General features: G+C 60.0%; 33 protein-coding genes. 10 read left to right on the forward strand and 23 right to left on the reverse strand.

Annotation, left to right across the window (positions count from 1 at the left end; translation table 11 throughout):
- The first annotated feature begins 103 nt into the window (after window positions 1–103).
- The gene (locus ASD36_RS02615) at window positions 104–775 is read left to right on the forward strand and encodes a hypothetical protein (protein ID WP_060504807.1); all 672 of its coding nucleotides are present in this window, start codon (window positions 104–106) and stop codon (window positions 773–775) included.
- 28 nt (window positions 776–803) lie between these two features.
- On the opposite strand, the gene ASD36_RS02620 is transcribed toward ASD36_RS02615, so the two are convergent.
- The 7 genes from ASD36_RS02620 to ASD36_RS02645 all read right to left on the reverse strand — a co-directional run bounded on the left by ASD36_RS02620 (window position 804) and on the right by ASD36_RS02645 (window position 7,971).
- Window positions 804–1,292: a DUF523 domain-containing protein gene (locus ASD36_RS02620; RefSeq protein ID WP_060504806.1), complete on the reverse strand. Its 489-nt coding sequence runs from the start codon at window positions 1,290–1,292 to the stop codon at window positions 804–806.
- A gap of 10 nt (window positions 1,293–1,302) precedes the next feature.
- Complete coding sequence (glyS, locus tag ASD36_RS02625) at window positions 1,303–3,417, reverse strand: glycine--tRNA ligase subunit beta (protein WP_060504805.1); 2,115 nt, start codon at window positions 3,415–3,417, stop codon at window positions 1,303–1,305.
- Window positions 3,417–3,686, reverse strand: coding sequence for a DUF559 domain-containing protein (locus ASD36_RS31230; RefSeq protein ID WP_244489755.1), 270 nt, complete (start codon window positions 3,684–3,686; stop codon window positions 3,417–3,419). Before ASD36_RS31230 ends, glyS begins: the two co-directional genes overlap by 1 nt.
- 22 nt (window positions 3,687–3,708) lie before the next feature.
- Complete coding sequence (locus ASD36_RS31235) at window positions 3,709–3,876, reverse strand: DUF559 domain-containing protein (RefSeq protein WP_244489756.1); 168 nt, start codon at window positions 3,874–3,876, stop codon at window positions 3,709–3,711.
- A gap of 191 nt (window positions 3,877–4,067) precedes the next feature.
- Window positions 4,068–6,011 carry a DUF2207 domain-containing protein gene (locus ASD36_RS02635; protein ID WP_060504804.1) on the reverse strand — a complete coding sequence of 648 codons (1,944 nt, stop codon included), beginning with the start codon at window positions 6,009–6,011 and terminating at the stop codon, window positions 4,068–4,070.
- 43 nt (window positions 6,012–6,054) lie between these two features.
- Window positions 6,055–7,323 carry a 3-phosphoshikimate 1-carboxyvinyltransferase gene (locus ASD36_RS02640; protein ID WP_060504803.1) on the reverse strand — a complete coding sequence of 423 codons (1,269 nt, stop codon included), beginning with the start codon at window positions 7,321–7,323 and terminating at the stop codon, window positions 6,055–6,057.
- A gap of 99 nt (window positions 7,324–7,422) precedes the next feature.
- Complete coding sequence (locus ASD36_RS02645) at window positions 7,423–7,971, reverse strand: LemA family protein (protein WP_112834557.1); 549 nt, start codon at window positions 7,969–7,971, stop codon at window positions 7,423–7,425.
- Window positions 7,972–8,173: 202 nt separating this feature from the next.
- Between ASD36_RS02645 and ASD36_RS02650 the strand changes: the two genes are divergently transcribed.
- The gene (locus tag ASD36_RS02650; RefSeq protein ID WP_060504801.1) at window positions 8,174–8,371 is read left to right on the forward strand and encodes a hypothetical protein; all 198 of its coding nucleotides are present in this window, start codon (window positions 8,174–8,176) and stop codon (window positions 8,369–8,371) included.
- A 51-nt stretch (window positions 8,372–8,422) separates the two neighbouring features.
- Here ASD36_RS02650 and ASD36_RS02655 read toward each other — a convergent pair whose 3' ends face one another.
- The 9 genes from ASD36_RS02655 to ASD36_RS02695 form a co-directional block, all read right to left on the reverse strand.
- On the reverse strand, window positions 8,423–8,761 hold the full coding sequence (locus ASD36_RS02655; RefSeq protein WP_156393796.1) for an antibiotic biosynthesis monooxygenase: 339 nt from the start codon (window positions 8,759–8,761) through the stop codon (window positions 8,423–8,425).
- Between the two features lie 147 nt (window positions 8,762–8,908).
- Window positions 8,909–9,898: a sensor domain-containing diguanylate cyclase gene (locus tag ASD36_RS02660; protein ID WP_244489757.1), complete on the reverse strand. Its 990-nt coding sequence runs from the start codon at window positions 9,896–9,898 to the stop codon at window positions 8,909–8,911.
- Between the two features lie 297 nt (window positions 9,899–10,195).
- Window positions 10,196–11,158 (reverse strand): glycine--tRNA ligase subunit alpha, encoded by a 963-nt coding sequence (locus tag ASD36_RS02665; RefSeq protein ID WP_060504799.1) that lies wholly within the window; start codon window positions 11,156–11,158, stop codon window positions 10,196–10,198.
- 103 nt (window positions 11,159–11,261) lie between these two features.
- Complete coding sequence (locus ASD36_RS02670) at window positions 11,262–11,672, reverse strand: PIN domain-containing protein (RefSeq protein ID WP_060504798.1); 411 nt, start codon at window positions 11,670–11,672, stop codon at window positions 11,262–11,264.
- Complete coding sequence (locus ASD36_RS02675; protein WP_060504887.1) at window positions 11,669–11,899, reverse strand: AbrB/MazE/SpoVT family DNA-binding domain-containing protein; 231 nt, start codon at window positions 11,897–11,899, stop codon at window positions 11,669–11,671. Before ASD36_RS02675 ends, ASD36_RS02670 begins: the two co-directional genes overlap by 4 nt.
- 70 nt (window positions 11,900–11,969) lie before the next feature.
- Window positions 11,970–12,158, reverse strand: coding sequence for a hypothetical protein (locus ASD36_RS02680; RefSeq protein WP_060504797.1), 189 nt, complete (start codon window positions 12,156–12,158; stop codon window positions 11,970–11,972).
- A 27-nt stretch (window positions 12,159–12,185) separates the two neighbouring features.
- A complete protein-coding gene (locus ASD36_RS02685; RefSeq protein ID WP_060504796.1) occupies window positions 12,186–13,052 on the reverse strand; it encodes a S49 family peptidase in 867 nt (288 codons plus the stop codon).
- Window positions 13,053–13,147: 95 nt separating this feature from the next.
- A complete protein-coding gene (locus ASD36_RS02690) occupies window positions 13,148–13,927 on the reverse strand; it encodes a tRNA1(Val) (adenine(37)-N6)-methyltransferase (protein ID WP_060508730.1) in 780 nt (259 codons plus the stop codon).
- Window positions 13,924–14,148 (reverse strand): DUF2007 domain-containing protein, encoded by a 225-nt coding sequence (locus tag ASD36_RS02695; RefSeq protein ID WP_060504794.1) that lies wholly within the window; start codon window positions 14,146–14,148, stop codon window positions 13,924–13,926. The genes ASD36_RS02690 and ASD36_RS02695 overlap by 4 nt, the downstream gene beginning before the upstream one ends.
- A gap of 109 nt (window positions 14,149–14,257) precedes the next feature.
- On the opposite strand from ASD36_RS02695, the gene ASD36_RS02700 reads away from it, so the two are divergent.
- The 5 genes from ASD36_RS02700 to ASD36_RS31655 all read left to right on the forward strand — a co-directional run bounded on the left by ASD36_RS02700 (window position 14,258) and on the right by ASD36_RS31655 (window position 19,074).
- Window positions 14,258–15,274: a polyprenyl synthetase family protein gene (locus tag ASD36_RS02700; RefSeq protein WP_060504886.1), complete on the forward strand. Its 1,017-nt coding sequence runs from the start codon at window positions 14,258–14,260 to the stop codon at window positions 15,272–15,274.
- A 266-nt stretch (window positions 15,275–15,540) separates the two neighbouring features.
- Entirely contained in the window at window positions 15,541–17,370 is a 1,830-nt protein-coding gene (locus ASD36_RS02705; protein WP_060504793.1) for a tetratricopeptide repeat protein, read from the forward strand.
- Between the two features lie 12 nt (window positions 17,371–17,382).
- Window positions 17,383–18,309 carry a 4-(cytidine 5'-diphospho)-2-C-methyl-D-erythritol kinase gene (locus tag ASD36_RS02710; RefSeq protein WP_060508733.1) on the forward strand — a complete coding sequence of 309 codons (927 nt, stop codon included), beginning with the start codon at window positions 17,383–17,385 and terminating at the stop codon, window positions 18,307–18,309.
- On the forward strand, window positions 18,296–18,838 hold the full coding sequence (gene moaB / locus ASD36_RS02715) for a molybdenum cofactor biosynthesis protein B (protein ID WP_060504791.1): 543 nt from the start codon (window positions 18,296–18,298) through the stop codon (window positions 18,836–18,838). Before ASD36_RS02710 ends, moaB begins: the two co-directional genes overlap by 14 nt.
- Before the next feature lie 107 nt (window positions 18,839–18,945).
- The gene (locus ASD36_RS31655) at window positions 18,946–19,074 is read left to right on the forward strand and encodes a hypothetical protein (RefSeq protein WP_277995986.1); all 129 of its coding nucleotides are present in this window, start codon (window positions 18,946–18,948) and stop codon (window positions 19,072–19,074) included.
- 84 nt (window positions 19,075–19,158) lie between these two features.
- On the opposite strand, the gene ASD36_RS02720 is transcribed toward ASD36_RS31655, so the two are convergent.
- The gene (locus tag ASD36_RS02720) at window positions 19,159–19,695 is read right to left on the reverse strand and encodes a hypothetical protein (RefSeq protein WP_060504790.1); all 537 of its coding nucleotides are present in this window, start codon (window positions 19,693–19,695) and stop codon (window positions 19,159–19,161) included.
- 222 nt (window positions 19,696–19,917) lie between these two features.
- Between ASD36_RS02720 and ASD36_RS02725 the strand changes: the two genes are divergently transcribed.
- The 3 genes from ASD36_RS02725 to ASD36_RS02735 all read left to right on the forward strand — a co-directional run bounded on the left by ASD36_RS02725 (window position 19,918) and on the right by ASD36_RS02735 (window position 22,403).
- The gene (locus ASD36_RS02725) at window positions 19,918–21,075 is read left to right on the forward strand and encodes a PA0069 family radical SAM protein (RefSeq protein WP_060504789.1); all 1,158 of its coding nucleotides are present in this window, start codon (window positions 19,918–19,920) and stop codon (window positions 21,073–21,075) included.
- A gap of 146 nt (window positions 21,076–21,221) precedes the next feature.
- Window positions 21,222–21,905, forward strand: coding sequence for a ribonuclease HII (locus ASD36_RS02730; protein ID WP_060504788.1), 684 nt, complete (start codon window positions 21,222–21,224; stop codon window positions 21,903–21,905).
- A gap of 270 nt (window positions 21,906–22,175) precedes the next feature.
- Entirely contained in the window at window positions 22,176–22,403 is a 228-nt protein-coding gene (locus tag ASD36_RS02735) for a hypothetical protein (protein WP_156393797.1), read from the forward strand.
- Window positions 22,404–22,583: 180 nt separating this feature from the next.
- Here ASD36_RS02735 and ASD36_RS02740 read toward each other — a convergent pair whose 3' ends face one another.
- The 6 genes from ASD36_RS02740 to ASD36_RS02765 form a co-directional block, all read right to left on the reverse strand.
- Window positions 22,584–23,069 (reverse strand): F0F1 ATP synthase subunit B, encoded by a 486-nt coding sequence (locus tag ASD36_RS02740; protein WP_200954877.1) that lies wholly within the window; start codon window positions 23,067–23,069, stop codon window positions 22,584–22,586.
- Window positions 23,070–23,085: 16 nt separating this feature from the next.
- Entirely contained in the window at window positions 23,086–23,694 is a 609-nt protein-coding gene (locus tag ASD36_RS02745) for a F0F1 ATP synthase subunit B (protein ID WP_060504785.1), read from the reverse strand.
- A 71-nt stretch (window positions 23,695–23,765) separates the two neighbouring features.
- Entirely contained in the window at window positions 23,766–23,993 is a 228-nt protein-coding gene (locus tag ASD36_RS02750) for a F0F1 ATP synthase subunit C (protein ID WP_037106138.1), read from the reverse strand.
- 99 nt (window positions 23,994–24,092) lie between these two features.
- The gene (locus ASD36_RS02755; RefSeq protein ID WP_037106135.1) at window positions 24,093–24,854 is read right to left on the reverse strand and encodes a F0F1 ATP synthase subunit A; all 762 of its coding nucleotides are present in this window, start codon (window positions 24,852–24,854) and stop codon (window positions 24,093–24,095) included.
- A 64-nt stretch (window positions 24,855–24,918) separates the two neighbouring features.
- On the reverse strand, window positions 24,919–25,284 hold the full coding sequence (locus ASD36_RS02760; RefSeq protein ID WP_060504784.1) for an AtpZ/AtpI family protein: 366 nt from the start codon (window positions 25,282–25,284) through the stop codon (window positions 24,919–24,921).
- 293 nt (window positions 25,285–25,577) lie between these two features.
- Window positions 25,578–26,690, reverse strand: coding sequence for a cell wall hydrolase (locus ASD36_RS02765; RefSeq protein WP_060504885.1), 1,113 nt, complete (start codon window positions 26,688–26,690; stop codon window positions 25,578–25,580).
- Window positions 26,691–26,728 lie beyond the last annotated feature (38 nt).

Consider the following 26,728-nt stretch of genomic DNA (forward strand, 5'->3'; position numbering starts at 1 on the left):
TTTTGTGGGGTACCCTTCTACCTGCTGCACTTGACATTCCCGGGCTTGATCCGGTCTGCTGGCACTGCGGCCACGTCCTGTAACATGGTCCAGCGGGGATAGTATGGACGTCTTCAACATCGCCAAATCCATCGAGAAGTTCATCTTCGAGCTTCTGATGTGGCTGATCTTTTATCCCTACACGCTGTTTAGGGTCATCTTCCAGCCCGGCTACATGCTCGAATATGCACGGCAGGAAACCGTCAGGGACGAGGATGTGTCGTTCGACAGCGGCATGAAGCCGTCGATCTTCCTATTTCTGTCGATCGTCATTGCCGCCTTTTTCGCTCCGCTCGCGCCGGCGGATCTTGCAACGATCAAGGGCAGCCAGACAGGACAATACATCACCCAGTCCTGGATCAATCTCCTGTTCTTCCGGATGGCGGTTTTTTCGATCTTCCCGATCACCTTCGCCCTGATCTACGATCTGATCACACCCGGGCAGGTGACCCGCAATAGCCTGAAAATACCATTCAACCAGCAATGCTATATCTGCGCGCCATTTACGCTGGTCACATCGCTGAGCTTCATTCTCTACCCGCATACCGGCAACATCGCCTATCTGGTGGCATTGATTGCCGCCCAGATCTGGCTACTCGTATCAAACTTCTTTTTCTTCAGGGGGCAAGTCGGGAAATCGAGCGGGACCTCGGCGGCGCTAACGGTCTTAGCCTTTATCGTCTCCTGGATCGCCTTCCTTGGCATCACCACTCTCACCCTCGACTATAAGGGTTGAGCAGGCCAGGCAATTTTCGGGATCGCGTTCACGCGCCGGCGGCGGCCACCAGTTCATCGACCTGCCGGTCGGAAAACACCTGGATACCGTTCTGCCGCAGCAGCGCAGCCGTAACACCCTCGCCCTTCAGGCGGCGGCCGGTAAAACTGCCGTCATAGATGAAGCCCGAGCCGCAGGACGGGCTACCGTCGATCAACAGAGCATAAGAGCAGCCGGCCTCACGAGCCAGTGCAAGCGCGTTTTCAGCGGCTTGACGAAATGCATCCGTGACATCACCGCCATGGCTTTCCAGCACGCGCGCCGCCCCGGACAGGACGTCGGCACCTACTCTTCCCGCCGCAATCTCCGCCGGCAGACGCGGCACGGGCATGCCCGCCGACATCTCCGGACAGATCGTCACCAGCCGCCCCTCCTCGCGCCAACGGTCGAGCGCCGGATGCACAAGCGGCTTGGCCTGCCCGTCATAGCGGACGGCATGGCCCATGAGACAGGCACTGACGAGGATTTTTGCCCTCATCGCCCCCCTCTCAGCCCGAAATCTTCGAGAAATCCGCAACTGTTCCGGTCGCCGCGCGGATCAAGCCGAGCAGGGCAAGACGATTGGCGCGGATGGCCGGGTCGTCATCATTGACGAGGACGTCGGCGAAGAATTCGTCGACCGGGCCGCGCAGCTTCGACAAGGCCTCCATGGCCGAGCGGAAGTCTTCGCTGGCGATGGCAGCGCTTGCCTCGGCGGAGGCTTGCGTTACGGCGGCATAGAGCGCCTTTTCGGCATCAAGCTTCAAGAGAGCCGGATCGACGGTTGCAGCGACCTGCGTGCCCTTCTTTTCTTCCGCTGCCAGGAGCTGCGTGGCGCGCTTGGCGCCGGCGAGCAGGTTGAGCCCCTCTTCCGAGGTGACGAAGGCCGTCAGCGCTTCGACGCGGCGGGCGACCATCAGCAGGTCGTCGGCATCCGGGGTCAGAACGGCATCGATCAGGTCATGGCGGGCGCCGAGATCGCGAAGGTAGACTTTCAGGCGGTCGTGGAAGAAGGAGACGAGGTCGCCATCCTTCACAACCGCGGAAAGCGGCAGGCGCGCCTTCCGCTCCAGCAATACCCGCACGACACCCAATGCCGCGCGGCGCAGCGCATAGGGATCCTTCGAGCCTGTCGGCTTCTCGTCGATGGCCCAGAAGCCGATCAGGGTGTCGAGCTTGTCCGCAAGCGCGACCGTCAGGCCAACGGCATCGGCGGGAAGACGATCGGACGGGCCTTGCGGCTTCCAGTGGTCTTCAATCGCGGCAGCGACGGAGGCGTCTTCGCCCTGCAGGACGGCATATTTGCGGCCCATGATGCCCTGAAGCTCGGGGAATTCGCCGACGGCTTCGGTGCGCAGGTCGGCTTTCGCCAGCACCACGGCGCGGTCGACGAGAGCTGCGTCTGCACCAGTGACCTTGGCCAGTTCGGCGGCCAGTGTGCGGATGCGCTGGACGCGTTCGCCCTGCGAGCCGAGCTTGGCATGGAAGGTGACGTTTAGTGCGTCGAGCTTGGCCATGCGCTGGTCGAGCGGCTTCTTCAGGTCCAGATCGAATTTTGCCGCCGACGCTTCCAGCGTTTCGAGGTCCGGCAGGTTGCCCTGGTCGCGGGTCCAGAAGTGCTTGGCGTCCGAAAGACGCGCGCGAACAACCTTGCCGTTGCCGTGGATGATTTCCTTGCCGCCGTCCTTGGCCTCGATATTGGCGACGAGGATGAACTTGTTCGACAGGGTTTCCTCGCCCGGCCGGCGGGTGACGAAACACTTCTGGTTGGTCTTGATGGTGAGCCGGATGATTTCCGACGGGATCGCTAGATAATCCTCCTCGAAGGCGCCCATCAGCACCTGCGGCCATTCGACGAGACCGGAGACTTCCTCCAGCAGCGCCTCGTCCTCGACGAGTTCGAGGCCGCTGGCAAAGGCGATATTGGCGGCGTCGGCAGCGATGATCTGCTTGCGGCGCTCGGCATCGAGGATGACCTTGGCCTTTTCCAGCTTCTCGATGTAATCGGCAAAGCGGCGCACGGTGATGGCTTCCGGCGCGTGGAAACGGTGTCCATAGGTGACGTTGGAGGCAACGATGCCATCGACCTCGAACGGGATGACATGGGTTTCCTCATGTTCGGGGCCGAACAGGCAGACGATCGTCTGCAGCGGCCGCACCCAGCGCAACGAACCAGGCTTGGCTGAAGCTGCACCCCAACGCATCGGGTTGCCCCAGGGGAACGTGCGGATGATGCCGGGCATCACCTCGGCAATGATCTCTTCTGCCGGACGGCCAGGCTTGACGATGTGGGCAACATAGAAATCGCCCTTCTTCGGGTCGCTATGGACATGCGCCTGATCGATTGATGTGAGACCGGCACCGCGCAAAAAGCCTTCGATGGCCTTTTCATTGGCATCGGTGCGCGGGCCCTTTCGGTCTTCGCGCACATCGGCGGAGCGGGTGTTCAAACCACGGATATCGAGCGTCAGCCGGCGCGGCGTCCAGTATTCCCTGGCGCCCTCATAGGTCAGCCCCGCCTCGACCAGCGCATCGGTCAAGAGCTTCTTCAGATCACCGGCAGCCTTGCGCTGCATACGGGCCGGGATTTCCTCGGAGCGGAGTTCAAGCAGAAGATCGGGCATCAGATTTCTTCCTCACCCTCTCCTCGATGGAGAGGGGCGGCACGACGTGCCGGGGTGGGGTGAAAATGGTTGGCTTCTGCTAGCAAAATTTGACGTTGCTGCACAATGGCAAAAATCGTGTCGAGCACCGCATTGAGGTCCTCAAAGACATCGGAATTCCAGAAGCGAAGCACATGATAACCTTCGTTCTCCAGAAAAGCGGTTCTTCTTTCGTCTCGCTGGAGCCCAGCATCAGATGCGTGCTGGCTTCCGTCGAGCTCAATGATCAAGCCGATCTGATGGCATGCGAAATCAGCAAAAATACGGACCGATGGGGACCTGACGGCGGAAATGGGTTCCTTCGAGCGGAATGCGTTCGAGATGGCGCCAGAGTTTTATCTCGGCACCCGTCGCGCCATTGCGCAGGCGACGGCTGTTGGCAATTCTGAAGCGATCCAGTTTTGACGGTGGCTTTGTCATGCGCTTCTCCTCCCGCCTAGATTGAAGAGAAGCATGCCGGATGGCAACACCCTCCCCTTGAGGGGGAGGGTCGGCGCGAAGCGACGGGGTGGGGTGACTTGCGGCATATGCAATTGACCGTAGTATTCGCGGTAATCACCCCCACCCGCGACTGCGTCGCGACCTCCCCCCTCAAGGGGGAGGTGAAAGGGTTACCATCCCCCTCCGCCACCGCCGCCGCCGCCGCCGCCCGAAAAGCCGCCGCCGGAGGAAAAGCCGGAGGATGAGGAGCTGGGTGGCGGGGGTAGCGAAGAGGACATAGTGCTGGCCATCGAGCCTGCAAATCCGCCCATACGGTCACCGAAGGAGCCGGCGGCGAAATTGTTGCCGGTATACCAGGCCGGCTGGTAGGCGGCAGCACCAGCGGCAGCGGCCAGAAGCCAGCGGTCGAAGGTTTCCGACCAGGGTTTTTCGACGCCCAGCGCCACGGCATAGGGCAGAAGCTTTTCGAAATGCTGCGGCGACATCTCCGGTGCGTCGGCCATGTTCATGCGTTCTTTTTCCGCAAGCGTCAGATATTGCCGCAGGCCATCGATGCCATCCATCATCTTCGAGCCAATCGGCGTCGGAGCACCCATCAGATGGAAGAACAGCATGTTGACGAGCACGATGCCGCCGACGCCGATCAAAAGCGGCACCTGATGCGCCTCCAGCGCCATACTGACAAGGACAGCCAGAACGCTGAGCGCGACGGCGATAACGAAGAACGTCAGAAAGGCGGCCGCAATCAGCGAGCCGATGCGGACAAACAGGCTGCCCTTCTTGTTGAACACCTTGCCGATGGCAAGCGCAAACACCGAGATGACGATCGAAGCGAAAACCGGCACGATGACCAGCGCGACGGTCGCGCCGTCGGCAACGCCTGCGATGCAAATGGCCAGCAGAAACAGCATCGAGATCGCGATGCCGCCAACCACATAGGCGGTGTTGGCATGATAGTATTTGTTGCGATGTTCCTTTTCCATGGCCGTGCGGAAATCGGCTCCGGCCTTCTGTACCGCCGGGCCATTCGTCCTGTCGATCGTCAATTCACCGCCATTGCGCTGCACCGCCGCCAGCACCGTGGCCTCGCCGGTCGGCAAGGACGGCGGCTTTGGCTTGTCGGTGCGGGTGATCACCAGCGAATTCTTGAAATCCTTCAGGACGACATAGCCGCCGACGGCGAGATTGAGCGCAGCAGCGGATAGCGCCGTCCAGCCCTGGCCGGAAAACCCCTTGTTGTCGATATAGTTGACCAGCGCCGGGGAGATCCCGTCCGGCGCGTCCCAGCGCGGCACGATGACACCACGAGCCGGATCGCGGCCGACCTTCAGCCACATGCGCGAATAGTAAAGCGCGGCGACGACGAAGCCGGTCATGGCGAGGATCGGCGGCAGATGATCGAAAAACCACCAGGTCCTTTGCTGCGATATCGATGGCGGATCGATGCTGCCCTTCGGCATCTTGACGGCGATGGTCAGCCCTTCATTGGCCTCGAGCCGGCGCGTCGTGGTGAAGACCAGCCGGTCGCCATCTTCAAGTGAGCGGGCATTCTTGCCGGTCGCCCCCTGGCCACCGGTGAAGACATTGAGCGCTTCGGCCTTCACGCCTGAAGGCAAGGCAACCGTGGCGGAGGCCTCCTCGATCGGAAGCGCCCATTGGTTGCCTGTCACATTCCAGTAGAGCTCATCATGATCGGGAAAGAACCGGATCTGGCGGGCAGTCTCATAGGTGAACTGGAATGTATGTTGACCATCGGCCAGAAACACGTCCTTGTCGCCGGTATAGATGCGGATACCGCCGCTGATGTTTTCGGTACGGTATGGTTCTGCGGCACCGTCCCGCTCGACGGAAACCAGCTTGAAATCGACCCGGACAGCACGGCCGCCTGCGTCGGTCACGGTCAGCGGAAAATCGCGGTAGATGCCACGCTTGATGCGGTCTCCCTCGACATTGGCAGTGATCGTCTCGGTGACGCTCAGCACGCCGCTTTTGGCAACATCGATCTCGGAGCGGTAGGCGGTAAACACCTCTTCGGCCCGCGCAACCCCACCCGTGACGAGCAGGAGGGTGAGGAAGAGAGAGAGCCATCCCAGCGCCGCAAACACACGTTTCATGCGATCGATCCCTCCTCGGCGCTGCGCCGTATGTTCCGTCCGGTTAAGGCCGGTCGCCCTCAAGACCGACGCCGAGCGAGGCAAGCTCGTCCCAATAGCGCGGATAGGTTTTTGCAACACAGCCGGGGTCGAGAATGGTTATGCCGTTGATCTTCAACCCCGCCAGCGCAAAGCTCATGGCGATGCGGTGATCGGCGAATGTGTCGATGTCGGCAGGCAGTGTCTGGCCGACCAGCGCCGGATCCGACGCAACCAGCAGATCGTCGCCCTCCTCGATGCCGAGACCGGGGCGAATATTGGTGAGGCCGGTGGACAGCGCACGGATGCGGTCGCATTCCTTGACGCGCAGGTTCTCTATGCCGACGAACCGCACCGGCGTCTCGTTGAAGGCCGCAAGCACGGCAAGCGTCGGGATCGCATCCTGCATCTGCGAGCCATCGATGACGGCCGGCATATGCGGGAACGTAGCGATTACCTCATAGGCCTTCGCATCCGGCTGCGAGAACGATGTTGCCGCGACGCCGAGATCGATCCGGCCGCCGGTCAGCACTTCCGCCGCCCAGAGATAGGTCGCAGCGGATGCATCCGGCTCGATCAGATAGTCGATGGCGTGATAACCGGTCGGGGCCACTTGCCAGATCGACGGGCTGATTTGCGTCACCTGCGCACCGAAAGCCTTCATGGCGGCAACTGTCAGATCGATATAGCCGCGCGCACCGATCTCTTCGCCGGCCAGCTCGATATTGATAGGGTGGGACGAGCCGGCAGCCGCCATCAGCAGGGCCGATACATACTGGCTGGAAAGGCCAGCATCGATGGTGACGTGGTCCCTGGCAAAATCGCCAGTCCCGGAGACGGTGACCGGCGGACAACCGGTTTCGGCTTCCACCGTGACGCCGAGCGAGCGCAGCGCAGTCACAAGCGGCGCGATCGGCCGCTTGCGCATATGCTGGTCGCCATCGACGATCACCATGCCATCGACGAGAGCCGCAGCCGCGGTCAGAAAGCGGGTCGCAGTCCCGGCATTGCCGAGGAAAAGCGGCTTTTCGGGTGGCAGGAGTTTGCCGGATCCGGTGACGATGAACGTGGTATCGTCCGGCTCGGAAATCTCCACGCCCATGGCGCGCAGGGCGTCGGCCATATAGCGGGTATCATCGCTTTTCAGCGCGCCCGTCAGGCGGCTGGTGCCTTTGGCAAGACCCGCCAGCAGCAGCGCCCGGTTGGTGATCGACTTCGAGCCGGGCGGACTGACGCGCCCTTCAAGCGGATGGCCGGGCGGAAGAATGGTCAGTTTCTGGTCTGCGGCGTTCATGCTCTTGTCTCTTCATGCCTTCAGCACCGCCTGTCCACGGCCGTGCACACTTGTCGATAGTGGATAGCCGTCTACGACGGAATGGCTTTTCCGGCTAGATTAAAACTTCACCACCGGCACGGCGCGATCAGTCTCGTTGGTGATCTCGAAGAAGGCCGCCTTGGTAAAACCGAAGGGGCCGGCGATGAAATTCGACGGGAAACTCTCGACCTTGACGTTCAAGTCGCGGGCCGCACCATTGTAGTAGCGGCGGGCCATCTGCACTTCCCCCTCGATGCTTTCCAGCGATTGCTGCAACTCGGAAAAGTTCTGGTTGGCCTTGAGGTCTGGATAGGCTTCCGCCAGCGCGAACAGCTTGCCGAGCGCCTGACTCAGCATGCCTTCGGTTGCAGCGCGTCCGGCAACATCGCCTGCCGGCAGCGCCTGCGCCTTGTTTCGAAGGGCGATAACCTCTTCCAGCGTGCCTTTTTCGTGGGCGGCATAGCCTTTGACGGTCTCGATCAGATTGGGGATCAGGTCTGCCCGCCGCTTCAACTGCACGTCGATGCCGGACCATGCCTCCTCCTTCACCTGCCGCGCCTTGACCAGGCCGTTATAGATGAAAATCAGGTACAGGATCACCACCGCACCAATGGCCAGACCAATCATCAGTTTTCCCTCCGCCGCTTGATTTTGCCGCAGCTTAGGGATCGAACGCCGCCGTTGAAAGACAAATTTCAGCCACCCGCTTCACCCTGCCGGTTTTCCCGTTCCGGCTGCACCAGCCTGTTCCTGGGGGAACCGCGCAATGGCTGCGCCTGATCGATAGTGGGGCATCAAATCAACGCTGAACCCGAAAAGTACCGGCCCCATGAAAACGCTCGCAGCCCTCATCAACGTCATCGCCTTTTCGGCTTTGTTTTTTGCCTATGCGAGCGTAGGCACCGTCGAGAAACCTGCCGGTGTTCGCCGTGCCTTGCAGACCTATGCCGGCCAGCTTTCAACCGGCGCGTTTCCAACCGCCAAGCCGATCTGGCAGATTGGCGCTGAGGCGGGCGACTTGATTTAAGCCGCGGCACCATTCCTGACACGGCACTGGATGAACTCTCCTCGCCAGCCGTCAGATATCCAGATTGTGATAGAGCCCCATGTCGGTCTTGATGTTGAGTGCAGTCATTATCTGCTGACGATCGATGCCGGTCTCCCGGTCATACGCAGCCACGCCGGAGACCACAGAATCGATCACAGCAGGCCCGGTAAAGGCGATGATCGCGACGAAATTGAACACGCCCGGTCCGGAGTGCTGCTCCAGAATCTGATCCGTCACCACGCCTTCCTGCCGCCGCAAGACCGCATGCGTCTTTGCCATCAGTTCAAGGAAGGCATCACGGTTTTCTGCCGGAACCGAAAATTTGTTAATGCGATAAAGCGCCTTGCCGCTTGCGTGGTGAATATCCATCTGCATCTCTCTTCAATAGAGGACGCCCAGCGCGACCCCGCAGATGCAGTTCTAGGACCTCAAGTAAAGTTCAGGTCAAGAGCACTTTGCGATTTTGCAAAATGAGGATATCCGCTCATCGGCGCCTCAAACCTCGAAGGTTACCTTTCAAGACCGGCCTAATCTAGCCCATTCGACCGTATCTTCCGCCGAAGGGACCGTCTCCAGGATCTGCCCGAAACAGACAACCGCCACCCGTTGTTCGCTGGTCTTGGCGATATACATATACTCGTCGGCCCGGCGCACAAAGGATGCGACTGTATCGTCCGGTTGCAGGAACGTGACGCCGACGGCCGCGCCGGTATAGGTCACCTTGCCCTCTATCGCGATCGGTTTGAAAACCCGCTCCATGGCATCCTGGACATTCTGCTGAACATCGGCCGCCAGCTTCAGGTCAATATCGAGCAGCACCACGAATTCGTCGCCGCCAATTCTGGCGATGAAATCCGTGGCGCGAAAGCTTTCACGAAGGCGGCTGGCGATGGTTCTCAAAACCTCATCGCCGGCGGCATGTCCCAGCTTGTCATTGACCGTCTTGAAGCCGTTAAGGTCGATGAAGGCCAGCGCGAGCTTACGGTCATTCTGCATGCTGCGTTCGACGGCATCAACGACCACTTCATCGAAACAGGCCCGGTTCGGAAGGCCGGACAGGGCGTCGGTGCGCGCCGATGCGCGCAAAGCGTTCTCGATTTCCCGCTGCTGCCGGACACGCGCCGAGACGTCGACGATAACTTCGACATCAAAGGAAACGCCATCGACCCAGGTTCTCTGCGCCGAAATCAGTGTCGGGATGATCGTACCGTCGGCGTAGACGAGATCGACTTCCTCCAGTTCATAGGAGCCCACTTCTGCAAGCAGACGGTGGCGGCGATCACGCGCCGGATTATCGATCGCGGCGCCATCCGATGTCAGTTTTTTGCCGCGGATGTTTTCCCATTTCAGGCCCGTCAGCTTCAGATAGGCATCGTTGACCTTGGCATAGCTCGAGGTCTTGGTATCACTGGTGGTAATCGCCATCGCAATCGGCGCGAACTCGAACATTCGCATCAACATCGAAGCCAACACTTCCGGGGGCAGAATATCCTCGTCGTCCATCATGCGTCCTGAACTTAGTCACTTGGACAAAGCCTAGAACAAACTCCTTAAACGCTTACTGAACAACCAAGCGGGATCAAGCAATTGATTTTACGCCTTGAAGGAGAGGCATATGACACTTCACTCAAAAGCTGCAATTTCGCGGCAGATCACTGCGTTCAGACGGCACGCCGGTCATACGCCAGCCATACGGCATCTGATGACGAGACCGGGCGTGCTAGTCCGGAACTGACAGCAGAGTGGCCCGGCGGCCGATCACGGCCGTTTCATACAACGGATCGGGTCCGCCCGCTGCTGGGTTTAGGCGGCGTCTTTCGCCAGATTGATGCCACCGGCATCGGTCAGCAGGAAGGCTTCGCCACAGGCTGTCGCCAGCGTGCGCACGCGCAGAATGTAGCTCTGGCGCTCGGTCACGGAAATCACGCCGCGCGCATCGAGCAGGTTGAAGACATGGCTGGCCTTGATGCACTGGTCATAGGCCGGAAAGACGCATTTGTGCAGGACCGCATTGGCGCTGGTATCAGGCGCACCGGCGGCCAGAAGCGCCATGCATTCCTTTTCGGCATCGACGAAATGCTGCTGCAGCATGGCCGTATTGGCAAATTCGAAATTGTGCCGCGAATATTCCTGCTCGGCCTGCAGGAAGACATCGCCATAGCTGATCTTCTCGTCACCTTCGCGGCCGTTGAAGTTCAGGTCATAGACGTTATCGACGCCCTGGACATACATGGCGAGGCGCTCGAGGCCGTAAGTCAACTCGCCGGAGACAGGCGAGCACTCAATGCCGCAGACCTGCTGGAAATAGGTGAACTGCGAGACTTCCATGCCGTCACACCAGCATTCCCAGCCAAGACCCCAGGCGCCCAGCGTCGGGCTTGCCCAGTCGTCCTCGACAAAGCGGATATCATGCAGCAGCGGATCGAGACCGATGGCGGCGAGCGAACCGAGATAGAGTTCCTGCAGGTTCGGCGGATTGGGCTTCAGGATGACCTGATACTGATAATAGTGCTGCAGCCGGTTGGGGTTTTCGCCATAGCGGCCATCGGACGGCCGGCGCGACGGCTGTACATAGGCAGCCCGCCACGGCTTGGGACCAAGCGCGCGCAATGTCGTTGCCGGATGAAAGGTGCCGGCGCCGACCTCCATATCATAAGGCTGCAGAACCGCGCATCCCTTGTCCGCCCAGTAAGCGTGCAGCGTCAGGATCAGCGCCTGAAAGGAGCGCTGGGGGTTCATATGGTCCGGGAGAGCGGCGGCGGTCATGGCATCAGTCCAGATTGAAGATATCTGGCTGTCTGGTGCCATGATGGGCGAAGAGGGTCAAGGGCAGAAGACCCCGGTGGCGTAAGGATTACCTTTGCAAAAATTATCCGCTCATACCCGTGAAAGGGTTGAGGATCGTCATCCGTCCGTCAACAATCAGCTCATGCTGCATATCTTCGGAAAAAACGTGCTTCGAACCCGCCAGAAGGGCAGCGGCAATCATTAAAGCATCGTAGAAAGAAAAATTGAACCGCTCGACCAAATTGAGCGCCTGTAAATTACATTCGCGATCAATAGGTTGGATGGCAACGGCAAGTCCGCTTACGTCCTCTATGGCGCTTCGCACTTCCGGCCAACTCATCCTGAGTTTGCGAGGAGCGACATTGGCAAACTCATTGAGAGCCTGAACGCTCAAAATAAAAGGTTCAGAAAGAAGTTTCTGCGCCTTGGCAGCCCGGGCATCGTTGGTGAAAGCATAGAAGAGAATGTTGGTATCAAGCAGGGGCGCAGTCACCGCGCATTTGCCTCGTCGCGGTCGAATTTCCAATCAGCAGGCAAAGGCCTCGCAAACGCCTTGATACGCTCAAGCGCGTCCTCACGTGCGGTATTGCGCTCCAGCTCGAAGGTACGTTCGCCGGCGATGCGCACGGCCACCTCGTCGCCCTCCTTCAGCTGCAAAACCTCCACAACCGAGGAAGGAATGCGAATTGCCAGACTGTTACCCCATTTAGAGACCTGCATCGCCGACTCCATGATCTACGGAAAATAATGTATATCATAGACAGGATGAACGCTCAATAAATTGAAGCCATCACTCCGGTTTCTTCAGCCGGTATTCGCCTGTTACCGGATCCTTGACCAGCGTGCCTTGCGTGCCGGTTTCCTCGCGGCGGCGGGCTTCCTGCTGGCGGCGGCTCAGCTTTTCCGCGTCGGCCACGAATTTGCGGTAGCCGAACCAGGCGATGGCTGCAAACAGCAGCAGTAAAATCAATTGCGGCATGCGCTCTCCCCCGTTTCCGCTAGATTATCAAAGACCGAAGCGACCCCATAATGCTCTTTCCTCGGCCACCTCGGCAAGTCCGGAAACGGCTGATACAGCAAAGCGTTCGGCCATGCCGCTGGCCACAGACGCGCCCGGCTGGCGGCGGCCGAACAGGCCGCGCGAAGCGGAGATCAGTTGCAGTTGGGCCTTTGCACCAAACCGCTTCTTCAACTCACCACGCATGTCGCCAAGGCTGTCGACCAGACCCAGCTCCTGACCGCGCTTACCGGTCCAGAACAGGCCGGAGAAAATGTCAGGCGTATCGGCCAAAAGATGGCCGCGCCGCGCCTTGACCATGCTGATGAAAATGTCGTGGATTTCGAGCTGCAACCCTTTCAGGAACTCGATGTCCCTCTCCTTTTCCGGCTGGAAGGGATCGAGCATCACCTTGTTGGAACCGGCCGTATAGACCCGCCGCTCGACGCCGATCTTCTTCAGGAGTTCCGGAAAGCCAAAGCCGCCGGACACGACGCCGATGGATCCGACGATCGAGGTGGGGTCGGCAATGATCTCGTCGCCGGCAAGCGCGATCATGTAGCCGCCGGACGCCGCCACATCCTCAACAAAGATGATGACGCGCTTCTTCTTTTCCTCGGCCAGGTCTCGGATGCGCTGGTAGATCAGCCGTGACTGAACGGGCGAGCCGCCGGGAGAATTGATCGAAATGGCAACCGCTGGGGCGCCTTTCACCGAAAAGGCTTTTTCAAGCACGGGTGCCACCGCCGCCAGATTGAGCGCCGGGCGGAACTGGCTGCCGCCTGCCATGATCGCACCATGCAGCCGGACAACCGGGATCGTCACGCCTTCTTTGCGAAAACGTTTCGGCAACAGCTTCCTGAACAGTCCGGCCATCTGAACTCCCTGCATTCATTGTACGTATTGGCAATCATTATGCGTGTTGGCATGTATGCACTGGCGCGGCAAACGCAATGGCGATGCCATGAAAATCATCGATTGCGGTGATAGGCGGCGCGGCCATTGTTCATATCGTCGACGACGGTGGCGAACCTGTGCGTCTCCGCCTCATGCACGATCAGCGGCGCCCGCAGCGTCAACCGCGCGCGGCTCTGTTTGATCGCCGTCACAAGAATACGCACCGCATTTTCACCAGCGCGCGGATGCAGGGGCGTAATTTCCATACCGCCAAAACGGCCGCCGCAGGCCGAAATGATCTCGGCAATCGATTCGGGCCGGGCGATCAGCGACAATTGCCCACCCGGCCTTGAAATCGCGCCTGCCGTCCGGATCCAGGTATCGAACAGGCCTTCGGTCATCGCATGCGCCTCGGCCTTCAAGGCATCCGGCGTCTTGCGGTCCGAGGCATCGTTGAAGGGCGGGTTCATGATGACGTGATCGAAACTGTAGTCGGCGAGACCCGCCGCAACCCTGGCCCGGCCGGTCAGCGACACGTCGGCTTCGAGAACGGATATCCGGCCGCCAAACCGGGCATTGTCCGCAAGCTCCAGGCTTCGCCTGGCAAACTGCGCCATCAGTGGCGACCGCTCGACCAGAACCACTTCGGCCTTTTCCAGCCGCGAGGCAACGGCCATGCCGGCTGCTCCGGCGCCACCGCCGAGGTCGGCGACACGGCAGGGCTTTTCCGAGACGACCAGCGAGGCAAGCAACATCGCATCCATGCCGGATCGATGCCCCTGCCCTAACGGCTGGATCACCTGAAATTGACCGCGGTGAAAGCTATCGATGGTTTCGGTGGCCGTCGTCGTCATGCGTCGCGCAATTCCGCCTCTAGTCCGGCATCGATCAGGACCTGCCTTGCCTCTTGTTCATCGTCCTCATCGACCAGAAGTCGGCGGGGTAACAGGCCGAGAGACCCTTCAAGAATGCTCATGCCCTGATCGGCGATGAAGCAGCCGATACCGGCATCCTTCATGAGACTTTGAGCAAACGAGAGTACGACGGCGTCATTGGTACGGATCAATTCCTTCATTCCGGGTCGTTTTCCTGCCTTATTTGAGCAAGCGGGACAATTCGCCTCTTGCCGCCACAAGCCCCCCTTTCTATTGTCCGAACTGGAATTTGAACAGGAGTCCCTTGTGTTGGGCGTAGTGATACCGCTGGAAGACAGCAAAAACAAACAAGCATCGGTCAAGCCGCTCGTCGACCTGACGAAGGCGGACATGGAGCGCGTCAACCAGCTGATCCTGTCCAAGGCCGGCTCCGACGTCCAGATGATTCCGGAAGTGGCCAACCACCTGATCTCCTCCGGCGGGAAGCGCCTGCGCCCGATGCTGACGCTGGCCTCCGCCGCCATGTTCGGCTTTACCGGCGATGCGCATATCAAGCTTGCGACCGCAGTCGAGTTCATGCACACGGCCACCCTGCTGCATGACGATGTGGTCGACGAGAGCGATCTGCGCCGCGGCAAATCAACGGCACGGATGATCTGGGGCAACCAGGCCAGCGTGCTTGTCGGCGATTTCCTGCTTGGCCAGGCTTTCCGCATGATGGTCGATGTCGGTTCGCTCGATGCGCTCGACGTGCTTTCCACCGCCGCGTCCGTCATTGCCGAAGGCGAAGTGCTGCAGCTTTCCGTCGCCAAGAACATGGAAACGACGGAAGACGATTACCTTTCCGTCATTCGCGCCAAGACGGCCGCCCTGTTTGCAGCGGCCTCCGAAGTCGGCCCGATCGTCGCCAAGACAGACAAGGCCAGCCGCAACGCGCTGAAATCCTACGGCATGAATCTTGGCCTTGCCTTCCAGCTGGTCGATGACGTGCTCGATTATGGTGGCAAGGCCGCCGATCTCGGCAAGAACACCGGCGACGATTTCCGCGAAGGCAAGATCACCCTGCCCGTCATTCTGTCCTACCGCCGCGGCACGGCCGATGAGCGCAGCTTCTGGCGGCAGGCGATCGAAGGCGGTGAGAGCAACGACCAGAACCTGGAAAAGGCACTGGGGTTGATCACCCGCTATGGCGGCTTGACCGACACTATCGCCCGGGCCCAGCATTACGGCACGATTGCCCGAGATGCGCTTGCACCGTTGCCGGAATCCCCCTGGAAGGACGCGCTTCTCGAGGTCATCGATTTCTGCATCGACCGGGTCAGCTGACCGGTCTTTGCAAGGACCAGCTGTAGGCTTGAGGAATTTCTTGCCGCACTGCGCCAAAAAAGCCATTCTATCCATTCATGCTCCGGCTGCCGTCGAAAGCGCTCACGATCGAGTGAGCGGAAATTGACGGCGGGATGTCGAATTGCGTTTTGCCTTGCGTTCAAACCGATTCCGGTTTGCCGGGTTATGCGTTATTGATTTAGGATTGATTCCGCGCGAATCCGGCGCCGGCGCCAAGGGGCGTCGCCCGTAACGAAAGGCTTGTCATGCGGCAAAAACACCTTCTTCGCCTGCTCAGCGGTGCTGCCTTCCTCGCCTTGGCGTCCTTTTCCGGCGCAGCCCCAAGCTTTGCCGAGGAAAAGCCTGCGGTCGAAGAAAGCAAGCCATTCGATCTGAATTCGGTCAACAGCTTTTCCGGCGCGTTTCTCGCTGCCCGCACTGCGGATGTCGATCACGATCTCGATACCGCGACCAAGCTCTACCGCACGGCGCTTGAATTCGAACCTGACAATGTCGACGTCAAGCAGCGACTGATGATCACGTCGCTGATGAACGGCGATTTCGAGGGCGGCGCCAAGATTGCCGAAGAATTGAAGTCTGACAGCTCCGTCGAGCGGATCACCACGATCACCCGCGCCGTCGAGGCCATCCGCAAGCGGGAATATCGCCACGCGCAGAAAATCCTCAATTACGAAGGCCCGAACGATCTCGACCGGCTGATGAACGGCCTCCTTCTCGGATGGGCGAAAGCCGGCGAAGGCAAGCCCAAGGACGCGATCGCTGAAATCCAGGCGATGGAAGGGCCGGAGTGGTTCCGCATCTTCAAATCCTACCATCAGGGCGCCATTGCGCTGGCCGCCGGCGACAAGTCGACGGCCCGCTCGAAGTTGAACGACGCCGTTCTAGACCGTGAAGGCGGCAGTGCTGCCCCCGATACCTTCATGCGTGCCGTCGTCGCGCTGGCAAAGCTTGAGGCCCGCGACGGCAACAAGCAGAAGGCGCTTGATGCGGTTTCGGTCGGCGAAGGCTTCATCAGCAATTATGCGCCGCTGAAGGCGCTGCGCACCAGCATTGAAGAAGGCAAGCCGCAGGAGCAGCAGGTTCGCAGCGCCACCCAAGGAGCCGCCGCCGTGCTGTTTTCGATCGGCGCGGCACTGAACCGCGATGGCGCGGAAGACATTGTTTCGCTCTATCTGCAGACCGCGCGGGCGCTGGATCCGGAAAGCGCCGATATCCTCGTCATGCTCGGCGGTATCGCGGAAAACCTGAAAAAGCCCGAGCGGGCCATCGCGCTCTACAAGAGCGTGCCGGAAAATTCGCCGATGCGGCGCCTGTCGGAAATGCAGCTGGGTCTCAGCCTTGCCTCGATCGGCAAGGTCGATGAAGCCAAGCAGCATCTGAAGGAACTGATCGACCTCGACCCGAAGGACGTGCGCAGCTACCTCGCCTATGGCAGCGTGCTGTCGGACGCCAAGGACTACAAGGAGATGGGCCTGGTCTATGACCGTGCCGTCGCGGCGATCGGCCCGGTGCCGCAGCGCAGCGACTGGACGATCTTCTTCCAGCGCGGCATCGCCTATGAGCGCCAGAAAATGTGGGACAAGGCCGAGCCGAGCTTCAAGAAGGCGCTCGACCTCAATCCTGACCAGCCGCAGGTGCTGAACTATCTCGGCTATTCCTGGGTCGATATGAACATCAATCTCGAGGAAGGCCTCGGCATGATCCGCAAGGCCGTCGATCTGAAGCCGGACGACGGCTACATCGTCGATTCGCTCGGCTGGGCCTATTTCCGGATGGGCCGTTTTGACGACGCTGCGGTCGAGCTGGAGCGCGCGGTCGAGCTGATGGCGGGTGATGCGACCATCAACGACCATCTGGGCGATGCCTATTGGCGCGTCGGCCGCAAGCTCGAAGCCGTGTTCCAGTGGAACCAGGCCCTGGCGCTGAAGCCCGAGGAAGCGGAAATCCCGAAGATCAAGGCGAAGATCGAAAGCGGCTTGCCGCCGGTTGAGGTCAAGGTGCCGGCCGCCGCCGAGGCAGGCGATACCCAGCCGAAGAAAGTGGCTCCGGACGTCGCTGCCGGCAAGAAATCCTGATTTCGCCTTTCAATGGCAAGTGAGGATGGAATTTTAGGATTTTCGCTGACGCGGACCGCGCCGGCGAAAATCAATCTGGCTTTGCACGTCGTTGGCCAGCGGGCCGACGGTTATCATCTGCTGGAAAGCCTCGTGGCCTTTGCCGATGCGGGAGACCGCATCGGCTTTTCCCTTTCAGATGAAGACCGGTTTACCATCTCCGGCCGCTTTTCCGCCGATCTGCCGCTTGCCGGCGAGGCTGCGGCGGGGAACCTGGTGCTTAAGGCGCGTGACCTGTTGCGGGGCCATCTCAGCGAAAAGGGCATCAAGGCGGGCCCAGTTCACCTGCATCTCGAAAAGAACCTGCCGGTCGCTTCTGGTATCGGCGGCGGCTCGGCCGATGCGGCTGCCACGCTTCTTGGGTTGCTTGAATTGTGGCAGGCGTCCATCAATCCAGGGAGCCTGCAGGAGATCGCGCTAAAGCTTGGCGCCGATGTGCCGATGTGTCTTCATGGCCGACCGCTGGTTGCGCGCCGCATCGGGGAAGACATCGATGCGATTGCCGAATTTCCGGCCTTCCCGATGCTGATCGTCAACCCGCTGAAGGCGGTCTCGACGCCGGTGATTTTCAAGCTCTTGAAGGACAAGACCAAGCCGCCGCTTTTGATGCCGCCGGGCAGGCGATCGCGTGACGGCTGGATCGATGCGCTGACAGGCCTGCGCAACGATCTGGAGCCGCCCGCCCGCGAACTCGAGCCGGACATCACTTCAGTCTCTGAGGCGCTTGGTCTGACGGAGGCCTGTCTTGTCCGGATGTCCGGATCGGGTGCCTCCTGCTTCGGCCTTTACGCAAGCACTGAAGCCCGGGACGAAGCGGCAGCTGTTCTTTCCAGGCAACACCCTAACTGGTACGTTCTGGCCTGCAACAGCGTTGATGGAGACCACGATGACCGAGGCTAAATCGCCAAGACCTTTCGTTCCGGTCGGGATCGCGGTGCTCACCGTCTCCGATACCCGCACGCTGGCTGACGACCGTTCCGGCGATACGCTGGCCGCCCGCATCACCGATGCCGGACACCGGCTCGAGGCCCGCGCCATCGTTCCGGACGACAAGCAGAGGATCGCGGCACAGGTGAAGGCCTGGACGTTGACCGACACGATCGACGTGGTGATCACCACCGGCGGCACGGGTTTTACCGGACGCGACGTGACGCCTGAGGCGCTGGAGCCTCTGTTTGAAAAGCGCATGGACGGCTTTTCCGAGGTCTTCCACCGGATTTCCTATGACAAGATCGGCACCTCGACGATCCAGTCACGCGCCACCGGCGGCGTTGCCAATGCCACCTTCATCTTCGTGCTGCCGGGCTCGCCCGGCGCCTGCAAGGACGCCTGGGACGGCATCCTCAAGCAGCAGCTCGACTACCGGCACATGCCGTGCAACTTCGTCGAGATCATGCCCCGGCTGGACGAGCACCTGAAACGCGGCTGACCGCCACTTTTCAAACGGCCCAATCCTTCCTGTTCCATTCGTAACAGCGCGCCACGATGCAGCATCGTAGAACTGTCCTCATCGGGAGACGGAATGAGGAGGACAGAATGGCAGGCTCACCCACCGGTGATGCGACCTCCCTCCCCATCCAGATCTCGGCAGACAGCATGAAGGCGGCGGATTTCACGTTTCGAAAGCCGTCCCGCAAAGCGATACGACGCGGCGGCTGGGTTTGACGCGGCAAGCCATTTTAACGGTTCATTTTTTCATGACGGCAGGGCAGGTCCGAAAGGGCCTGCTCTTTTTGCGGTGGGCCGCGCCTACAGGTTTTCCGCACCCGGGCGGTTGGCGATGGCCACCCATGCCGGCACCAGTTCGCTGCCAAGCTTGCGTGCCGCCCGGCCATTGGCAAAATCAGCAAGCTGCATCGATGTTTTGGCGATCGCTGCCGCCTGCTGTTTCGATAGCAGCAATCCCTGTTCCAGCGGTGCCGGACGGGTGACGATGCGCTGCAGGAATGGCCGGCGATACTGCCTCGAAGGTGAGAAACGCGCCGGCATCTTGTTCAGCGACATATATTCCGCCACGTCGTCGATCCAGCGCCCCGCCGGCCTGGCGCCTGCTTCAAGCAAAAGCAGCCAATTGCCACGCGCGGAACGGACGATGTCGGTCATGTCCCAGCTCGTACAGAAACGGGCGCCCGCAGCATCTGCCACACGGCTCGAACCATCCTGTGAGGCATGATCGAGAATAATCACGTCGCTCACCAGCCCTTCCACGGCACCCGCCACCAGCGCCGAAAGTGTCTGCGCCAGTTCAGCTTCATTATCGCGGGTTTCGGTGATGATCGTCAGCATTGCCGTCCATACCGCATTGCACACAAATTTTCCACACGCCCTTCTTCCCCGGGCGATTAACTTTTGATTCATGATGAATGCACCGGCATTCGCACCCAGGAACGATTACCCGTATCCGAGCCATGCATCGGATTTTTGTTCTTGCATTGTTCTCATTTTCGCGATAGGAAAATAATCAGAGGACATCGGAGAGTCTGTACCGACTGTCTCCCGGAGAAACCCATGAACGAGCTGTCTCAGATCAGGCAGGGCGCTTTGGCGCCTGCCAATACGGCAGATATGGCCGAAGCGATGATTGCCAGCTCCGGGCTGCGCATCGAGATCGACCGGCGGCGTGGACGTGGCGCGGCGATCAATTCGTCCGGCCGGTTCGAACAGGTGTCGCGGCAGCTCGAAGATGACGGCTGGGATTCACTGGAGGACCTGCCGGTCTTCAAGACCGAAGTCCAAGTGGAGAAACCGCGTTCGATCATCAGCCGCAACGATTCACCCGACATTCCTTTCGACCGCTCCGTCAACCCCTATCGGGGATGCGAGCATGGCTGCATCTATTGCTTCGCCCGCCCGACCCACGCCTATATGGGCCTGTCGCCGGGGCTCGATTTCGAGGCAAAGCTGTTTGCCAAGCCGGACGCTGCAAAGCTGCTGGAGCGGGAACTGGCCAAGCCCGGCTACAAGGTCCGTCCGATCGCCATCGGCACGAATACCGATCCCTACCAGCCGGTCGAGAAGGAATGGCGGATCATGCGCCAGATTCTCGAAGTTTTGAAAGCCGCTGATCATCCGGTGATGATCGTCACCAAATCGGCGATGGTGATGCGTGACATCGATATCCTGGCCCCGATGGCTGAGAAAGGCCTGGCGAAAGTCGGTCTGTCGGTGACGACGCTCGACCGCAAGCTTGCCCGCCTGATGGAGCCACGGGCCTCGACGCCATCCAAGCGGCTGGAAGCCATCAAGGCGCTGTCCGAAGCCGGCATTCCCTCAACGGTGATGATGGCGCCGGTCATTCCGGCCCTCAACGACCATGAGATCGAACGGGTGCTGGATGCGGGCAAGACCGCTGGAGCAACGAGTGCGAGCTACGTGCTGTTGCGCCTACCGATCGAAGTCAGCCCGCTGTTTCGCGATTGGCTGCTGCGCAATTATCCGGATCGCTACCGCCACGTCATGTCGCTGGTCCGCTCGATGCGCGGCGGCAAGGATTACGACGCGGAATTTGGCAAGCGCATGAAGGGTGCCGGTCCCTATGCCTGGCAGATCGGCCGCCGTTTCGAGCTGGCCGCCAAGCGGCTGGAACTGAATTTCACCCGGCGCCCGCTGAACTGCGATCTGTTTGTGCCGCCGTTGGGGACCGGTGTTCAACTGTCACTTCTCTGACGGGCAACAGGATTGATCCGGGCGCAATCCCGAAGATCGAATACCGATGCTGCTTCTTGCCCCGAGGCAGCATGGGTCATCCTCCGGCAACCGCCTCATTGCCGAAGGACTTGCAGGGAATCGGGCTTGTATGCGAGTTTCGCCGCATGTCACGACGCACACCGCCCGATTCCCCCTTTCTTTTCGACACCATTGAAGGCCCCGATTTCAGCTTCGAGCTGGCTGGACGCCGCGATGGATTGTGGCCAGTCGCAGGAACCGATGAAGCCGGACGCGGTCCCCTCGCAGGCCCGGTCGTTGCCGCCGCCGTCATCCTCGACCCCGACAACATTCCCGAAGGCCTGAACGACAGCAAGCAGCTGTCGATCGCCCGCCGCGAGGAATTGTTCGAGATCATCCTGTGCACTTCCATCGTCTCGATCGCCTCGTCCGGAGCAGGCAGGATTGACGACACGGATATCCGCAAGGCAAGCCTCGACGCGATGCGCCGGGCTGTAGCGGGCCTGTCACAGGCACCGGCGCTGGTGCTGGCCGACGGCCGCGACATACCACCTGGCCTTGCTTGCATGGGCAAGGCTGTCGTCAAGGGCGATGCCCGGTCGCTGTCGATTGCGGCCGCATCGATCATTGCCAAGGTAGCACGCGACCGCATGATGACCCGTGCCGACCTGGTTTTCCCCGCCTACGGTTTTGCCACCCATGCCGGTTACGCCACGCAGCGCCATCGCAATGCCATCGGCGATCATGGCCCCTGCCCGCTCCACCGGATGAGTTTCAGGCCATTGCGGCAAGACGGCGCTGAAATACCGAATGAAGAGTTGCCCGCCTGAAAACGTGACTGCACCGGCTTGGAACAACACCGCGTGTCCAGCGTTTAATACACCGGTCATTGACATAAAAAGACACAGCCGCGGTTTTTCTTGTGTGCGGCGTGCCGCGGGTAACAAACAACCGGGCGGACGGGTTATAGAACCAAGAACAATATCTACCCGCGATTCCCGTGAAAGGTTCGAACCGTGTTTTTTGGACTGATTTTCATCGCTGCGACAGCAGGGGCCAGCATTCCAGCAACGCCGGAACCAACCGCGGACGCCCTCCAATTGGATCTGCAGACCGCCTATAGCTGCAAGGATATCGACGGCCGCAAGGTCTGGAAGGGTGGGCTTGCCTATTACATCCAGTCATTCGTCTATGATGACGCGACGCCGGATGATGCAGGCAATATGGCTACCGACGCAGTCCTGGCTGAGGACAACAGCCCTGAGACGATGCAGGAGTTCGCGCAGGCCTGCCTGACGATGGCACCGACTGCGAGCATGGATAACTAAAAGGTTTATCCCGCAACGTTTCACTTTTTGACCGGCAAGCATCCGCCCCGAAGAAACTTCGCTGGCGGCGGCACGCCTGCGGGGTCGCTTACCCGGATCAATATCCGCAGACGATCCCGTCAGCAGACACAAAAAAGGCCGGCGCGAGCCAGCCTTTTCAAATCTCTATTGTGCAGACAATCAGTTCAGGCGGGTCTTGACGTCGCTGAGCGCCTTGGCGAACAGCGCTGCCTGTGTTGCCGCGTCCGACTTTGCCGTGATGACGCTTTCGGCGGCAGCAATGGCGATGTCGACGGCAGTGGCGCGAACCGAATTGATCGCGTCGGTTTCGGCCTGCTTGATCTTCTGTTCCGACAGGGCCGTGCGGCGAGCGACGAATTCGTCGGTCTTCTGCTTGGCTTCGGCAGTCAGCATTTCGGCTTCGCGTTCAGCAGCGGCAACGATGTTGGCGGCTTCAGCTTCAGCGTCCTTGCGCTTCTTCTGGTATTCGACCAGCAGAGCCTGGGCTTCGGCGCGCAGGCGCTTGGCTTCGGCCAGTTCGTTGGTGATACGGCCAGCGCGCTCGTCGAGCGACTTTGCCAGCATGCCCGGAACCTTGAGGTAGACGACGAGAGCGAGGAAAAGCACCAAGCCGACGGTGGCCCAGAATGTGGCCAGTGAGGTCAAATCCATGATGCTCTCCTTACTTCGCCGTTGCCTTGACCGCAGAAGCGATCTCGGCCTTCGATGCCTTGCCGCCGATCAACTGCTCGACAACGGCTGCCGCAGTTTCTTCAGCGATTGCGCCGACGTCGGCCAGAGCCTTCGTCTTGATATCGGCGATGCGGGCTTCCGCAGCGGAAATCTTGTTGTTCAGGCTGGCTTCGACCGCAGTACGATCGGCAGCAGCCTTTGTCTTTGCAGCTTCGCGCGCCTCGGAGGCGATCGCGTTGCCCTTGGCCTTGGCAGCGGCCAGTTCCTGCTCGTAGGCAGCAATGGCGGCGTCCGCCTCTGCCTTCGAACGGGATGCATCATCGAGGTCGCGTGCGATCGTATCGTTACGCGTTTCGAGGATACCACCGATGCGCGGCATGACGACCTTCGACATCAGAAGGTAGAAAAGACCGAAAGTAATCGCCAGCCAAAGCAGCTGCGACGCAAATGTCGAAGAATCGAAGGGCGGGAACACTCCCGAGCCATGTCCGCCTTCTTGGGCAACACCGGTTTCGGTGTGGACCTCGCCGGCAGCGGCGTCGTGGGTCTCTGCGCCTTCGGTGGTGGTTGACTGGGCGTATGCCGCGGTCACAAACATGCTCACCTCCAGGTGCATTCAGAAAAGATGCGGGCCGCGACCGAAACCGCGGCCCTGCCTTCAAGCCGGTCTTAGACCGCGAAAAGGAGAAGCAGAGCTACGAGCAGCGAGAAGATGCCCAGAGCTTCCGTAACGGCGAAGCCGAATACGAGACGGCCGAACTGGCTGTCTGCTGCCGACGGGTTGCGCAGGGCGCCCGACAGGTAGCTACCGAAAATGTTGCCGAGGCCGAGAGCCGTGCCGGCCATACCGAGGCAAGCGAGACCTGCGCCGATGTACTTTGCTGCTTCCGCGTCCATGATTTTCTCCTTGAAATGGTTGTTGCGGCTAACTTTGGTACTTTCACCGATCAGGACCGAAGAACGATCCGGAGCGAGAAAGCCCCACGACTTTATTCCTTAGTGGCCACCCGGATGCACTGCGTCGTTGAGGTACATGCAAGTCAGCACCGCAAAGACATAGGCCTGGAGGAAGGATACGAGGAATTCGAGACCCGTGAGGGCAACGGTCATGATGAGCGGAAGGATCGCACCACCGATACCCAGCGCGCCGAGGGTTCCAAGCGAGGCAACGAAGCCTGCGAACACTTTCAGCGTGATGTGGCCGGCCAGCATGTTCGCGAAGAGACGAACGGAAAGGCTGATCGGACGGGACAGGAAGGAGATCACTTCGATTGCAATAACCAAAGGCAGAAGGATACCAGGTACGCCAGAGGGCACGAACACATTGAGGAAGCCAAGGCCGTGCTTATAGAAACCGTAGAACACCACAGTACCGATGACGAAGAGCGCAAGCGCAAAGGTCACGATGATCTGGCTGGTGACGGTGAAGAAGTAGGGAACCATGCCGAGCATGTTTGCTGTCAGGATGAACATGAACAGCGAGAACACCATCGGGAAGAATTTCATGCCGTGGGAGCCTGCGCCTTCGCGCAGCATCGAGGCGATGAATTCATAGGAAATCTCGGAGACGGACTGCATGCGGCCCGGAACCAGGCTGCGCGTCGACGTCGTGAAGTAGAGGAAGCAGGTCGCAACCGCGAGCGTTGCCACCATGAACAGCGATGCATTGGTGAAAGAGAAATCAATACCGCCAATTTCGATCGGAACGATCTTGTTGACCACAAACTGGTGTACCGGATCTACCTTATCGCCTGCCACAGCCGCTCTCTCTCGTTACTTACCGCCCATGAGGCGAACATTTAAACCTGCGACAACAGCGCGCTTACGCGTCGTCACTCTTGTTCCTGATGCCCTTGCCCAGCTGATCTGCGGGATGAGGCGCTGCCACCATGCCCGCCGAACGCAGGACGTTCAGCACACCGGCACAAAAACCAAGCAGGAGAAGCACAATCATCCCCCACGGCCCTGTACCCGCAAAATGGTCCAAAAGATAGCCCAGAAGTGCACCGACAATGATCGCCGCCACAAATTCGCTCGAAAGCTTTATTGCGACCTGATAACCCTTGCGGTTCTGCGCAGCGCGCGCCTCATCCGCAGCGTATTTCGGATCTTCCTTGCGCTTTTCAGACAGCTCGGACCCGAGGCGTTTTAGCCGGTCTTCCAGACCCTCTTTCCGGTTATCCGTCATGTGGCATCCTCCCTTTTGCTGCCCGTCACGGTGATAAACCATGAGCTTGGTCATACAAAGGCCGGATTTGAAGCCACCCGCACGGCCCGTTCTGAAGTCGGCCGCAACATAGTTTTAGGGGCCTGTATAGTCAAGGCACCTGCAGGCCTTGTTAGGCCACAATATTAATGAATTAAAACAATATCTTACTGTATAAAAGCGAACGCTTGGCCGGATTCTGAGGGAATCACCGCGGGGCTTTACTCGGTGATCGCGGGAATGAGTCCGGCCCACTGCTGCCGCTTGGCAGGCTATCAGCTCCATCCGCCGCCATAGGTGCGGTAGAAGATGTGCTTGCCGATCTTGGAGACCCGCTTCATCGTCGGACCCCAGTCGGGCTTCACATACGTCGCGTGATAATGTGTCGCCGAACCGACTTCGGGAAACCAGATCTTGCCGGCGGTAACGGCCAAGGCAATCTCCTTGGCCGTCGCCCACGCGGAACGCGACCAGACGATATCAGGAATGCGGTCGCAGGCAAACGAGAACTGGCAACGGTTATACCAATCCTTGTTCTGATAGACGACACCGCAGACAGTCGACGGATAGGCGGGATTGCGGACGCGGTTGAGAATGACCTGGGCGACGGCTGCCTGTCCCTTCAACGTTTCACCGCGCGATTCGAAATAGATGCCCGATGTCAGGCATTTTTGTTCGGCTTCGGAAAAGACCGTGGCGGGCAGCGGATTGGCGGCCCAGGCATGGTCCTCTGGCGCTATATCGGGAATGAAGCGGCCGGCAGACTTGTTTTCCCGCAGGATCGAATCAAACGGCGACTGGCGGGCATAATCCGGCTCGGCCGGTGCATAGGCAGTCGCAAGGACATCGGCGGACGGGTTGGTCACCAGGCTTGCCAGCATGGGCGACACGCCGGGATCGGCTTTCGGGGCCTTCTTCTTGTAGAAGGCCGTGGCGATCTTGATTTCCTTGCCCTTGATCTTGGACTTGGAAAAGACCATCCGCTCCTCGGTATCGAACAGCGGGTCAGTGAGCGAACTGGTGCGCTGCAGGATTGAGCCTGCGGTAAAATCCTTAGGCGGCGTCACCGGCGCCACGGCGATGATGCGGCCTTTCTTGTCCTTGCGGTTGACGCGGTCTTCATCCGGGCGCGGATCGGCCCGCTTCTGCTCGGCCGTCAGGGACACCTTGCCGCCGCCGGGCAATTCGATCCCTGCTCCATCACCGATCGCACCGGTAATGACCGGATCATTGAAGGTCATCTCCACCTGATGCAGCGAGCCCGCCGGCGAGCGGGTCATGTGCATGCGCCAGCGCTCGCCGCCGCGGTTGATACCGGAGAGGAAGGTTGCGAGGTCGGAATGAGCGGCCACCGAGGGAAAACCGGCGAAGAGGCCGATGCCAAGCATCAAGGGGGCAGCCCAGCGCGCGGACGGCAAACCGGACG

Origin of the sequence: Rhizobium sp. Root1334, assembly GCF_001426665.1 — a bacterium.
Taxonomy (GTDB): Bacteria; Pseudomonadota; Alphaproteobacteria; order Rhizobiales; family Rhizobiaceae; genus Pararhizobium.

Coding starts and splice junctions, on each gene's coding strand:
- ASD36_RS02660 (WP_244489757.1), bottom strand. CDS start 9,898: ATGATGGACGACGAGGATATTCTGCCCCCGGAAGTGTTGGCTTCGATG.
- ASD36_RS02695 (WP_060504794.1), bottom strand. CDS start 14,148: ATGAAGGAATTGATCCGTACCAATGACGCCGTCGTACTCTCGTTTGCT.
- ASD36_RS02730 (WP_060504788.1), top strand. CDS start 21,222: ATGTCACGACGCACACCGCCCGATTCCCCCTTTCTTTTCGACACCATT.
- ASD36_RS02720 (WP_060504790.1), bottom strand. CDS start 19,695: ATGCTGACGATCATCACCGAAACCCGCGATAATGAAGCTGAACTGGCG.
- glyS (WP_060504805.1), bottom strand. CDS start 3,417: ATGCCCGATCTTCTGCTTGAACTCCGCTCCGAGGAAATCCCGGCCCGT.
- ASD36_RS02680 (WP_060504797.1), bottom strand. CDS start 12,158: ATGCCGCAATTGATTTTACTGCTGCTGTTTGCAGCCATCGCCTGGTTC.
- ASD36_RS02710 (WP_060508733.1), top strand. CDS start 17,383: ATGGCAAGTGAGGATGGAATTTTAGGATTTTCGCTGACGCGGACCGCG.
- ASD36_RS02685 (WP_060504796.1), bottom strand. CDS start 13,052: ATGGCCGGACTGTTCAGGAAGCTGTTGCCGAAACGTTTTCGCAAAGAA.
- ASD36_RS02760 (WP_060504784.1), bottom strand. CDS start 25,284: ATGACGGATAACCGGAAAGAGGGTCTGGAAGACCGGCTAAAACGCCTC.
- ASD36_RS02705 (WP_060504793.1), top strand. CDS start 15,541: ATGCGGCAAAAACACCTTCTTCGCCTGCTCAGCGGTGCTGCCTTCCTC.
- ASD36_RS02645 (WP_112834557.1), bottom strand. CDS start 7,971: ATGATTGGTCTGGCCATTGGTGCGGTGGTGATCCTGTACCTGATTTTC.
- ASD36_RS02620 (WP_060504806.1), bottom strand. CDS start 1,292: ATGAGGGCAAAAATCCTCGTCAGTGCCTGTCTCATGGGCCATGCCGTC.
- ASD36_RS02615 (WP_060504807.1), top strand. CDS start 104: ATGGACGTCTTCAACATCGCCAAATCCATCGAGAAGTTCATCTTCGAG.
- ASD36_RS02655 (WP_156393796.1), bottom strand. CDS start 8,761: ATGGATATTCACCACGCAAGCGGCAAGGCGCTTTATCGCATTAACAAA.
- ASD36_RS02745 (WP_060504785.1), bottom strand. CDS start 23,694: ATGTTTGTGACCGCGGCATACGCCCAGTCAACCACCACCGAAGGCGCA.
- ASD36_RS02650 (WP_060504801.1), top strand. CDS start 8,174: ATGAAAACGCTCGCAGCCCTCATCAACGTCATCGCCTTTTCGGCTTTG.
- ASD36_RS02750 (WP_037106138.1), bottom strand. CDS start 23,993: ATGGACGCGGAAGCAGCAAAGTACATCGGCGCAGGTCTCGCTTGCCTC.
- ASD36_RS31235 (WP_244489756.1), bottom strand. CDS start 3,876: ATGACAAAGCCACCGTCAAAACTGGATCGCTTCAGAATTGCCAACAGC.
- moaB (WP_060504791.1), top strand. CDS start 18,296: ATGACCGAGGCTAAATCGCCAAGACCTTTCGTTCCGGTCGGGATCGCG.
- ASD36_RS02725 (WP_060504789.1), top strand. CDS start 19,918: ATGAACGAGCTGTCTCAGATCAGGCAGGGCGCTTTGGCGCCTGCCAAT.
- ASD36_RS02675 (WP_060504887.1), bottom strand. CDS start 11,899: ATGCAGGTCTCTAAATGGGGTAACAGTCTGGCAATTCGCATTCCTTCC.
- ASD36_RS02635 (WP_060504804.1), bottom strand. CDS start 6,011: ATGAAACGTGTGTTTGCGGCGCTGGGATGGCTCTCTCTCTTCCTCACC.
- ASD36_RS02640 (WP_060504803.1), bottom strand. CDS start 7,323: ATGAACGCCGCAGACCAGAAACTGACCATTCTTCCGCCCGGCCATCCG.
- ASD36_RS02765 (WP_060504885.1), bottom strand. CDS start 26,690: ATGCTTGGCATCGGCCTCTTCGCCGGTTTTCCCTCGGTGGCCGCTCAT.
- ASD36_RS31655 (WP_277995986.1), top strand. CDS start 18,946: ATGGCAGGCTCACCCACCGGTGATGCGACCTCCCTCCCCATCCAGATC.
- ASD36_RS02690 (WP_060508730.1), bottom strand. CDS start 13,927: ATGACGACGACGGCCACCGAAACCATCGATAGCTTTCACCGCGGTCAA.
- ASD36_RS02665 (WP_060504799.1), bottom strand. CDS start 11,158: ATGACCGCCGCCGCTCTCCCGGACCATATGAACCCCCAGCGCTCCTTT.